The organism is Pseudomonas sp. (assembly GCF_051660785.1).
GTDB lineage: Bacteria > Pseudomonadota > Gammaproteobacteria > Pseudomonadales > Pseudomonadaceae > Aquipseudomonas.
Window position 1 is genome coordinate 51,329 of record NZ_JBOFQE010000004.1, and the last position, 10,463, is coordinate 61,791.

Below are 10,463 nucleotides of genomic sequence, written 5' to 3' on the forward strand. Positions count from 1 at the left end.
AGACACCTCGCGATATGGTCTTATTGGGTTGCCGGACACCTTAGCAAAAAGCGACTGGCAGACCTAGCGGCAAGCGCTATATAAAAAGTTTCATTACATCTTGAAAGGCTTGTCGCAAGCGTGTTTCAGCGAAGTAGCTCATCGACATCACGCTGCATTCTCAGGAAACACTCGTCTTGGCCGACCACCTTCAGCCCTTTTCGCTCGTACAGTGCTTTTGCCGGATTCGTTTCAAAAACTGTCAGGCGTAAAGCCGGACGCCGTTCCTGGCACGCCATGGCGAAAACCTGATCGATCGCCCAGGAACCGGCACCCTGCCCCTGAAACGCTTCGAGCACGTGCAACTCGCGGATATATAAAGCTCTAGCATCGCGACTGAGGCTCACATAACCCTGCAAGACATTGTCACGGACGATCAACCAGTTCTCGCGCCCGGCCCAGGCCACATCGAACGCCTCGTCCTGCCACAGCAGATCATGCTGAATGTAATAGCGAAGCATGGTTCGACAGGTCAGGTCACGAGCGAAATCCAGATCCCGGGCGGTCGCCGGACGCAGTTCGAACCCCATCAAGCCTCCACGACCGCCACGACTTGCCCTTCCCAGCCATCAGCGTCTCGGCGAGCAACGACCAGCAGGTTGCCCGTGCCGGGTGCCGCTGCAATCAGCGACCCGTCCGCCGCCCAGATTGCACTGCGCCCTGCTGACTCCCAACCTCCCGTCACTCCACCATGATTAGCCATCAGCACGGCCATCGAATGACTGCCGGCATAGCCTTGCAACAGTGCAGTATCCGGCGCATAGCCGTTTTCGGTGATCAGTACGCCGGCGGCATAGAGGTCGGCGCCTTGTTCCGCCGCCGCGGCTGCGTGACACGCGTGAGAAAAATCGGCGCACACCGCCAACGCGACCGTGTCGCTGCCGATCGTCAACGTCGAGCCGCCCGTGCCAGGCGCAAACGCCACCTCCTCGCCCGGATGCAGATGCTGCTTGCTATACACCCCGAGCGAACCCTCGGCGCCCAGGACCAACGCACCGATCAGTACCGGCGAATCATCCGACAGACGAATCGGCATTCCGACCACACACGTCACGCCCATCTCCTGCGCGAAATCCCGCAGCGGTTGCAGCACCTGCGCATTCGGGTCAATCGCCAACTCAGCGGCGAGCCCGCGCTCGTATCCGGTCAGCGACAATTCCGGAAAGACGAGCAACTGGACGCCCTGCTCCGCGGCCACCTGCATAAAGCGCTGATGCCAGGCCATATTCGCGGCAAGATCACCTGCGATGGAGATTGATTGTGCAGCGGCGATGGTCAGTGTCGTCATGTTTCGCCCTTGTGACGTTACGAATTGGGTGGAAGGCGAAGTGTGTCATAAACCCTGAGGCACTCAAGCGATAGAAAGCACCGCCGCCGAGCGATAGCATTTTCTGATTGAAACCGCGCACCGGCCTCTAGTAAGCTCGGCGCATTCATCGGAGACAGACCATGTTCAACGCCCTCTCACAGCTTCGTACCGCCAGCGCCTCGCGCTCGGTTGCGGCTGCCCGGGTGACTGACGTTTGTGCTCCGGTCAGCTTTTATTTTGGGTATTGGTTTAGCCACTGGCGCGCCTGATACCCACACGGCGCCCACTTTAAACGGGTCGCCACCAGAGAATTCTCAACCCCCGGTCGGCTTCCCGACCGGGGGTTTTGTTTTTTCAGCCCCACACATTTTTAGCGACACACCAGACAACCGAGGATTCACGAAATGAACTACGCCACTTATTACCGTCACGACAGTTTTTCCGCCTGGCGATTTAGCAGCCTCCGCTCGGGACAGCCTGCCGCCTCCGATCGGTCACCCACAGGTGGCAAGCACACACACGCAGCCAATCCGGCCAATTGTCGAACACCCCAGTAGGGCCGAGCGCGCGGGAACGAACCCGCCGCCAGCCCAGGAAGCCTGACTATGAACTCGTCCGTCTCTGCCTTGCCGCTATCTACCTTGAACCCTGCCAATGAAGCGCTGACCCTGCGTCTGCCCAGCTCGTTGCAGCTCAAACAGCAATTGCCCCTCGACAATGCCCTGACCCGGCAAGTCGCCGCTCACCGCGATGCGGTCCGCGCGATCCTCAACGGTGAAGATTCCCGTCTGCTGGTCATCGTCGGTCCTTGCTCGATTCACGACCCCCGGTCCGCCCTCGAATACGCCGCCAATCTCGCTCGCCTCGCCACTGAGGTCAGCGATGAAATGCTGCTGGTGATGCGTGCCTACGTCGAAAAACCCCGCACCACCGTCGGCTGGAAAGGCCTGGCTTACGACCCGCAACTTGACGGCAGCGATGACATGGCCGGCGGGTTGACGCTGTCACGCGAACTGATGCGCGAAATGCTGCGCCTCGGCTTGCCGATTGCCACCGAACTGCTGCAACCCATGGCGGCCGGCTACTTCGACGACCTGTTGAGCTGGGTCGCCATCGGCGCCCGCACCACCGAGTCGCAAATCCACCGGGAAATGGCCAGCGGCCTGAGCATGCCAGTCGGTTTCAAGAACGGCACCGATGGCGGCGTCGCCGTCGCCAGCGACGCCATGCGTTCGGCCGCCCATCCGCATCGCCATTTCGGCGTCGACAGTCAAGGGCACCCAGCGATCATTCAAACCCCGGGCAATCCCGACACCCATCTGGTGTTGCGCGGCGGTCATCGCGGGCCGAACTACGATCGCGACAGCGTCGCCCAGGTGAACAGCGACTTGACCCGTCTCACGATCCCGGCGCGGATCATGGTCGACTGCAGTCACGCCAACAGCGGCAAAGATCCGGCACGCCAGCCGGCCGTGTTCAACGATGTACTTGAGCAACGGCTGCAAGGCGATCGTTCGCTGATCGGCATGATGATCGAGAGCCATTTGTTCGAAGGCTGCCAGCCCTTGAGTGCTTCGCTGCACTACGGCGTATCGGTAACGGATGGCTGCCTTGGCTGGACCGCAACCGAACAATTGCTGCGCCAGGCCGCTGCCCGGCTGCGGGCGCAGAACAGCCTTCAACAACCGGCATAACCACTGCCGACCTCCAGCCCTCGCTCGAGGGCTGGGCGTCTGAAAAGCGAATCGGTTTACGGGTAAACGGCCTGCGCTCGGTAGGCCGTTGCAATGATGTGCTCCGCAATCGACAAAAAGATGTCCAAATATTCCGAACAGGACCTCATTCTCTTTCGAACTTTCCTACGTTTTCTATACCTTTTTCATCAGCTTACAGCGGATTCCTCATACATCGCCGAGCTGTCGGTGTGCTTTAGAGTGAGCCCATATTCACACCTCTGAACCACCGCGAAAAAGGGAATGAACATGCTACGGAATGCAACCACTCAGTATCCAATCCTGCTGATCCACGGGCTCTTCGGCTTTGATCGCATTGGCAACGTCGAACTCTTTCATGACGTCAAGCTGGCCCTCAGAAGTGCCGGCGCACGCGTGTTTATCCCCCACCTCTCGGCGACTCACAGCAACGAAGTGCGTGGGGACCAACTGTTGGCACAGATCGAACGGGTGCTGGAAGGAACCGGCGCCCACCAGGTCAACCTGATCGGTCACAGTCAAGGGGCTCTCGCGGCCCGTTACGCCGCAGCGATCGCGCCGGAAAAAATCGCTTCGGTGACCTCGGTCAGCGGACCGAACCACGGCTCGGAACTGGCCGATTTCCTGCGCAAGGCCCTGACGCCAGGACGCCTGCCGGAGCATGTTGCGGACACGGTCGCCACGCTGTTTGCCGACTTTCTTTCGTTGCTCAGTGGCCATCGGCATTTGCCGCAGAACGCCATCGCCGCCCTCAACGCATTGACCACTGAAGGTGTCGGCGCTTTCAACGACAAGTACCCGCAAGGGCTGCCGAAAACCTGGGGCGGCAAGGGCCGGGAGCTGGTTAACGGCGTGCGTTATTACTCCTGGAGCGGCACATTGCAGGGCGATCTCTTCGATAAGGGTCTGGAGGCAATCAATCCGTTGCACGGTTTCCTCCAGGCCTTTTCTCGCTACTTCACTACCGAAGCGGAGCAAAATGACGGCATGGTGGGCCGCTATAGCTCCCATTTAGGCAAAGTTATCCGCTCCGACTACCCGCTGGATCATTTGGACAGCCTCGGTCAAACCGCCGTGCCACTGCGCAAGGGCATCGACCCGATTGCCTTGTATGTGCAGCATGCCGAACGCCTGAGAAATGCCGGCCTATAATCTGTCCGGAACTTTGACGAGAAATAGGCCACTGAATCCGGTAGGCTCCGCACTTTACTGAATATTGAAAGGAGTATTTTTCCATGGCTAAAGCCACTGCCCGTCACATCCTGGTTGCCTCGGAAGCCAAGTGCAACGAACTCAAAGCCCAGATCGAAGGCGGCGCTGATTTCGCCGAAGTTGCCAAAGCCAACTCCACCTGCCCGTCCAGCCGTCAAGGCGGTGACCTGGGTTCGTTCGGTCCAGGCCAGATGGTCAAGGAATTCGACACCGTCGTCTTCAGCGCACCACTCAACGTAGTGCAAGGCCCGGTCAAGACCCAGTTCGGTTATCACCTGCTGGAAGTGACCAGCCGCCAGGACTGATCAACGCCCTGGTTTGTGCATGACGGCCCGCCATTTGGTGGGCCGTTGTGTTTCAGATACGTGATACGGCTGGCGAGGGACGCGCCGCTAGCGTACAAATTGCGGTTATCGACCACCCGGCTCTAAGGCTGACAATGCGACTGGCTTTCCCTACTTTGTTGTTCACTGCCGTGGCACTGCTATTAGGTGCCGCTGGTGTGAATGCAGCACCGCAACAGGCGTTGACCGTGTACGGCGAACCGGCGAAGTATCCCGCCGGCTTCAGTCATTTCGCCTACGCCAACCCGCAGGCCCCCAAGGGCGGCACGATGCGCCGCTCGGCCATCGAAATCGGGCATTTCGACCATATATTGCCGTACATCGACAAGGGCATCGGCGTCACGCAAATCGACGGTTTGCTTTACTCGCCTCTGGCCCAGCGTTCGCTGGACGAGCCCTATACCGTGTACGGCCTGGTGGCGCAAAAAATGGAACGCTCGGATGACGGCTTGTCCCTGCGCTTCTACTTGAACCCCAAGGCGCGCTTCGCCGACGGCACACCGATAACCGCCCAGGACGTACGCTACACCTTCGACCTGCTGATGACTCAGGGCAGCCTGCGCTATCGCACCCAGTTCGCCGATGTCAAAGGTGTCGAAGTCGAAGCGCCGCTGACGGTTCGATTCGACTTCAAAAGTAACGAAAACCGCACCCTGCCCCTCGACATCGCCACCTTGCCGGTATTTCCCGAGCACTGGTGGAAGACCCGCGACTTCGCCAATGGCGGCGGTTACGAGGCGCCACTGGGCAGCGGTCCTTACAAAGTAGGCAAGGTCGATTCCGGCCGCAGCATCACCTTCGAGCGCAACGCCAGCTGGTGGGGCAAGGATCTGCCGGTCAGCCGCGGCCTCTACAATTTCGATCATTTCAGCATCGAGTATTTCGGCGATACCGACGTAGCGCGCCAGGTCCTGCGTGGCGGCGCGTACGACTACAACCGCGAATTCTCCGCGACCGGCTACTCCATCGGCTACGAAAGTCCGGCCCTGAGCGACGGTCGCCTGCAGAAAGCGCATCTGGCAACACAAGCACCGCAATCGGCCCAGGGGTTTGTCTTCAATCTGCAAAATCCGATTTTCCAGGACCGTCGCGTGCGCCAGGCCCTGGCGATGCTCTGGGATTTCGAGTGGAGCAATCGGCAGATGATGCGAGACATGTACATCCGTCAGCAGAGTTTTTTCTCCAATACCGACCTCGCCGCCCGACAACTGCCGGATGCGGGCGAGCTGGCGATTCTCGAGCCGCTGCGTGGACAGATCCCCGACGAGGTCTTCACCAAAGTCTTTGAAGCACCGAAAACCGATGGCAGCGGCCTGATTCGCGACAAACAATTGCAAGCGCTGGACCTGCTTGAGCAGGCGGGCTGGAAACCCGATGGCGATCAACTGGTCAACGCCGAAGGCACACCGTTGAGTTTCACCTTTCTGGTCAGCCAGAACGGCATGGACCGATTGCTGCTGCCGTACAAGCGCACCTTGAAACAGATCGGCATCGACCTGAACATTCGGCGCATCGACTCATCGCAGTACGTGAATCGCCTGATGAGCCGCGACTACGACATGATCGTCACCGGCTACCCGGTCACCACTTCACCCGGTGGCGAGCTGTTCAACTACTTCGGCTCGATTTCGGCCAACGACCCCGGCGCCAACAACTACATGGTGCTGAAGAACCCGGCAGTCGACACCCTGATCAACGGGCTGGTCCGCGCCAACACCCAGCCGGAGATGCTGCGCTATGCCCACGCACTGGACCGGGTGCTGCAATGGAACTACTACTGGATTCCCAACTACTATCCGCCGGGCACTTCGACGGTGTGGTGGAACCGGTTCGGCATGCCCAACGAGCAGGCCAGCAATGACGAAGCCATCGAGAGCTGGTGGGAAACGAGTACCACGCCGCTGACCAACCAGCAGATGACGGCCGAGAAAATCCGCCGTGGCAAACCCGGAGGGCCGCATTGATGTGGGCTTATATACTGCGGCGCCTGCTGCTGATCATCCCGACGCTGGTGATCATTCTTCTGGTCAACTTCATCATCGTCCAGGCCGCGCCGGGCGGTCCGGTGGAACAGGCCATCGCGCACTTGCAGGGCATCGGCGGCGCGAGTGTCGGCGGCGGCTCCGGCGAAACCATGTCCGGCACCTCCCGGGCCAGTCGCGGCCTCGACCCGCAATTGATCAAGGACATCGAAAAGCAGTACGGCTTCGACAAGCCGGCACATGAACGCCTGTGGCTGATGCTTACCAGTTACGCGCGCCTGGACTTCGGCAAGAGCTTTTTCCGCGGCGCGACCGTCACCGACCTGATCCTGGAAAAAATGCCGGTGACCATCTCCCTCGGGCTCTGGGCCACGCTGATCACGTATCTGGTGTCGATCCCGCTCGGTATCCGCAAGGCCGTGCACCACGGCAGTCATTTCGATATCTGGAGCAGCACGGCAATCATCATCGGTTATGCGATGCCAGCGTTCCTGTTCGCGATGTTCCTGATCGTGGTCTTCGCCGGCGGCACCTCGCTGAACTGGTTTCCGGTGCGCGGGCTGGTCTCGGACAACTTCGAATCGCTGTCGACCGTGGGCAAGATCGCCGATTACTTCTGGCACCTGGTGCTGCCGGTGACAGCGCTGGTGATTGGCGGTTTCGCCACCCTGACGATCCTCACCAAGAACTCGTTCCTCAACGAGATCACGCGCCAGTACGTGGTCACCGCACGGGCCAAAGGCTTGAGCGAACGACGCGTGCTGTACGGCCACGTGTTTCGCAACGCGATGCTGCTGGTGGTATCGGGGATTCCCCAGGCGTTCATCAGCGTGTTCTTCGCCGGTTCGCTGTTGATCGAGGTGATTTTCTCCCTCGATGGCCTGGGACGCATGAGCTATGAGGCCGCCGTATCGCGGGACTATCCGGTGGTGTTTGGCTCGCTGTTTATCTTCACGCTGTTCGGGCTTTTGATAAAACTGATTGGCGACCTCTGCTACACCCTGGTCGACCCGCGTATCGACTTCGCCGCGAGGAACGCCTGATGTTCAAGCTCTCGCCGTTAGGCCGTCGCCGCTTTGAACGCTTCAAGAAAAACCGCCGGGGCTGGTGGTCGCTGTGGTTGTTCATTGGCCTGTTCCTGCTGACGTTGGGCGGCGAGTTGATCGCCAACGACAAACCGCTGGTGGTCAGCTATGAGGGTCAGTGGTACTTCCCGGTGTTCAAGCGTCACACCGAGCAGGAGTTCGGCGGGCAACTGCCGTTTCAGGCCGACTACCGCAGCGACTACGTGCAGAAGCTGATTAAAAAGGACGGCGGCTGGATGCTGTTCCCGCCGATCCCGTTCAGCGATGACACGCCCAACTATGACCTCAGCAAACCGGCGCCGAGCCCACCCTCGAGCGTCAACTGGCTGGGCACCGACGATCAGTCGCGGGATGTCATGGCCCGGGTGATTTTTGGTGCGCGGGTGTCGATCCTCTTTGCGTTGATGCTGACCTTTGTCAGCGCGCTGATCGGTATCGCCGCCGGCGCGCTGCAAGGTTATTACGGTGGCTGGGTCGACCTGATGGGCCAACGCTTGCTGGAGGTCTGGTCCGGACTGCCGGTGCTGTACCTGCTGATCATTCTGTCGGGGTTCGTCGAACCGAATTTCTGGTGGCTGCTGGGGATCATGGCGCTGTTTTCATGGCTGGCGCTGGTCGACGTGGTGCGCGCCGAGTTCCTGCGCGGGCGCAACCTGGAATACGTCAAGGCCGCCCGGGCGCTGGGCCTCACGGACCGAAAAGTGATTGTCCGGCATATCCTGCCCAACGCCATGAACGCGACCTTGAGCTATCTGCCGTTCATTCTCACCGGGGCAATTTCCACCCTCACGGCGCTGGACTTCCTCGGGTTCGGCATGCCGGCCGGCAGCGCATCGCTGGGTGAGCTGATCGGGCAAGGCAAGCAGAACCTGCAAGCGCCATGGCTGGGTCTGACGGCGTTTTTCACCTTGGCGCTGATTCTTTCCTTATTGGTGTTTATTGGTGAGGCGTTACGCGATGCGTTTGATCCGCGCTCTTGAGCCTCGATTTGAAGCGGGACAGCTGATATGAGTACCAACCTGATCGAAATCCGCGACCTCAGCGTGGCCTTCAATGGCCAGACAGTGGTGCGCAACCTGTGCCTGGACATCCATCCCGGCGAATGCCTGGCGTTGGTCGGCGAGTCGGGCTCGGGCAAATCGGTGACGGCCCACTCGATCCTGCAACTGCTGCCCGAGACCGGCACCCAGACCACTGGCAGCATTCGCTATCGCGGCAAGGAACTGCTCGGTGCCCCGCCGGAGGTGCTGCGTGAATTGCGCGGCAACCGCATCGCGATGATCTTTCAAGAACCGATGACCTCGCTCAATCCGTTGCACAGCATCGAAAAGCAGATCGGCGAAACCCTGCTGGTGCACAAGGGCCTGACGGGCAAAGTGGCGCAAGCGCGGATTCTGGAGTTGCTGCAACTGGTGGGCATCCAGAAACCCAAAGAGCGGCTCAAGGCCTATCCCCATCAACTGTCAGGCGGCCAGCGGCAACGGGTGATGATCGCCATGGCCCTGGCCTGCGAGCCGCAGTTGCTGATCGCCGACGAACCCACCACGGCGCTGGACGTGACCGTGCAGCGCAAGATTCTGATTCTGCTCAAGTCCCTGCAACAGCGGCTCGGCATGTCGCTGCTGTTGATCAGCCACGACCTCAATCTGGTGCGCAGCATCGCCCAGCGCGTGTGCGTGATGAAGGCCGGGGAAATCGTCGAAGAGGCCACGTGCGAAACCATCTTCACCGAGCCGAAACACCCTTACAGCTGCGTGCTGCTCAACGCCGAGCCGGAAGGCGAAGCCCTGCCCCGTGACGAGCGCGAGAACGTACTGGAAGTGGACAATCTGCGCGTGCAGTTTGCCCTCGGTGGCGGTCTGTTCCAGCGCAAGACCTACCTGAACGCGGTGGACGGCATCAGCCTCAACATTCAGCGCGGAAAAACCCTGGGCATTGTTGGCGAATCCGGCTCGGGCAAGTCGACGCTGGGCCAGGCGATCCTGCGTTTGCTCGATTCCGAAGGCAGCATTCGCTTTCAGGGCGAGGCGCTGGATGGCCTGACGCAAAAGCAGTTGCGGCCATGGCGCAAGAAAATGCAGGTGGTGTTCCAGGACCCCTTCGGCAGTCTCAGCCCGCGCATGTCGGTGGCGCAAATCATCAGCGAAGGGCTTGAAGTGCATAGCCAGTTGACCGCTGACGAGTGTAAGGCCGAAGTGATTCGCGCGCTGGAAGAAGTCGGCCTCGACCCGCAAAGCCGCCATCGATATCCCCACGAGTTCTCCGGTGGCCAGCGACAACGCATCGCGATCGCCCGGGCGCTGGTGCTGAAACCGGCGCTGATTTTGCTCGACGAACCGACGTCGGCGCTGGATCGCACCGTGCAGAAACAAGTAGTCGCCCTGCTCCGCCAGCTCCAGGAAAAACATGGCCTGACCTACCTGTTCATCAGCCACGACCTGGCGGTGGTGCGCGCCCTGGCCCACGACATGATCGTGATCAAGGATGGCAAAGTGGTGGAAAGCGGCGCCAGCCACGACGTGTTCGATTCGCCGCAGCATCCGTACACCAAAGAGCTGTTGGCGGCGGCGCATCCGCGGTAGGCATTGGACCGCGTCGCCTCAATCGCTAGCAGGCCAGCTCCCACATTAAATCGCGGTCCACTGTGGGAGCTAGCTGTGTAAACCCACCACGTTGTTCACGGATGCTATTCGGCTAATCGGTGGCAAATAACTCAGGCTGGCATGCGGGCGATGCCAGTTGTACTCGTGCAACCACGACGTCAGGTAGGTCGCGCGTTG

Annotated in this window: 10 protein-coding genes; 7 read left to right on the top strand and 3 right to left on the bottom strand. The window is 60.2% G+C overall.

Features of this window, described 5'->3' with window-relative positions:
- Positions 1 to 125: 125 nt before the first annotated feature.
- Both ACRC4F_RS01240 and ACRC4F_RS01245 read right to left on the bottom strand, forming a co-directional pair.
- A complete protein-coding gene (locus ACRC4F_RS01240) occupies positions 126 to 569 on the bottom strand; it encodes a GNAT family N-acetyltransferase (RefSeq protein WP_438657729.1) in 444 nt (147 codons plus the stop codon).
- Positions 569 to 1,327, bottom strand: coding sequence for a carbon-nitrogen hydrolase family protein (locus tag ACRC4F_RS01245; RefSeq protein WP_438657730.1), 759 nt, complete (start codon positions 1,325 to 1,327; stop codon positions 569 to 571). Before ACRC4F_RS01245 ends, ACRC4F_RS01240 begins: the two co-directional genes overlap by 1 nt.
- A gap of 626 nt (positions 1,328 to 1,953) precedes the next feature.
- On the opposite strand from ACRC4F_RS01245, the gene ACRC4F_RS01250 reads away from it, so the two are divergent.
- From ACRC4F_RS01250 to ACRC4F_RS01280, 7 genes are all read left to right on the top strand, one after another.
- Positions 1,954 to 3,042 carry a 3-deoxy-7-phosphoheptulonate synthase gene (locus ACRC4F_RS01250; protein WP_438657731.1) on the top strand — a complete coding sequence of 363 codons (1,089 nt, stop codon included), beginning with the start codon at positions 1,954 to 1,956 and terminating at the stop codon, positions 3,040 to 3,042.
- A 288-nt stretch (positions 3,043 to 3,330) separates the two neighbouring features.
- A complete protein-coding gene (locus ACRC4F_RS01255; protein ID WP_438657732.1) occupies positions 3,331 to 4,212 on the top strand; it encodes an esterase/lipase family protein in 882 nt (293 codons plus the stop codon).
- An 83-nt stretch (positions 4,213 to 4,295) separates the two neighbouring features.
- Positions 4,296 to 4,577 carry a peptidylprolyl isomerase gene (locus tag ACRC4F_RS01260; protein WP_059405911.1) on the top strand — a complete coding sequence of 94 codons (282 nt, stop codon included), beginning with the start codon at positions 4,296 to 4,298 and terminating at the stop codon, positions 4,575 to 4,577.
- Between the two features lie 134 nt (positions 4,578 to 4,711).
- Positions 4,712 to 6,580: an extracellular solute-binding protein gene (locus ACRC4F_RS01265; RefSeq protein ID WP_438657733.1), complete on the top strand. Its 1,869-nt coding sequence runs from the start codon at positions 4,712 to 4,714 to the stop codon at positions 6,578 to 6,580.
- On the top strand, positions 6,580 to 7,641 hold the full coding sequence (locus tag ACRC4F_RS01270) for a microcin C ABC transporter permease YejB (RefSeq protein ID WP_438657734.1): 1,062 nt from the start codon (positions 6,580 to 6,582) through the stop codon (positions 7,639 to 7,641). The genes ACRC4F_RS01265 and ACRC4F_RS01270 overlap by 1 nt, the downstream gene beginning before the upstream one ends.
- Positions 7,641 to 8,663: an ABC transporter permease gene (locus ACRC4F_RS01275; protein WP_438657735.1), complete on the top strand. Its 1,023-nt coding sequence runs from the start codon at positions 7,641 to 7,643 to the stop codon at positions 8,661 to 8,663. The genes ACRC4F_RS01270 and ACRC4F_RS01275 overlap by 1 nt, the downstream gene beginning before the upstream one ends.
- Positions 8,664 to 8,690: 27 nt before the next feature.
- Positions 8,691 to 10,265, top strand: a complete 1,575-nt coding sequence (locus tag ACRC4F_RS01280; RefSeq protein ID WP_438657736.1) for an ABC transporter ATP-binding protein — start codon at positions 8,691 to 8,693, stop codon at positions 10,263 to 10,265.
- 69 nt (positions 10,266 to 10,334) lie between these two features.
- Here the strand turns inward: ACRC4F_RS01280 and ACRC4F_RS01285 are convergent.
- Positions 10,335 to 10,463, bottom strand: a 129-nt coding sequence (locus ACRC4F_RS01285; RefSeq protein WP_438657738.1) for an integrase core domain-containing protein, incomplete at its 5' end; no start/stop codon positions are given.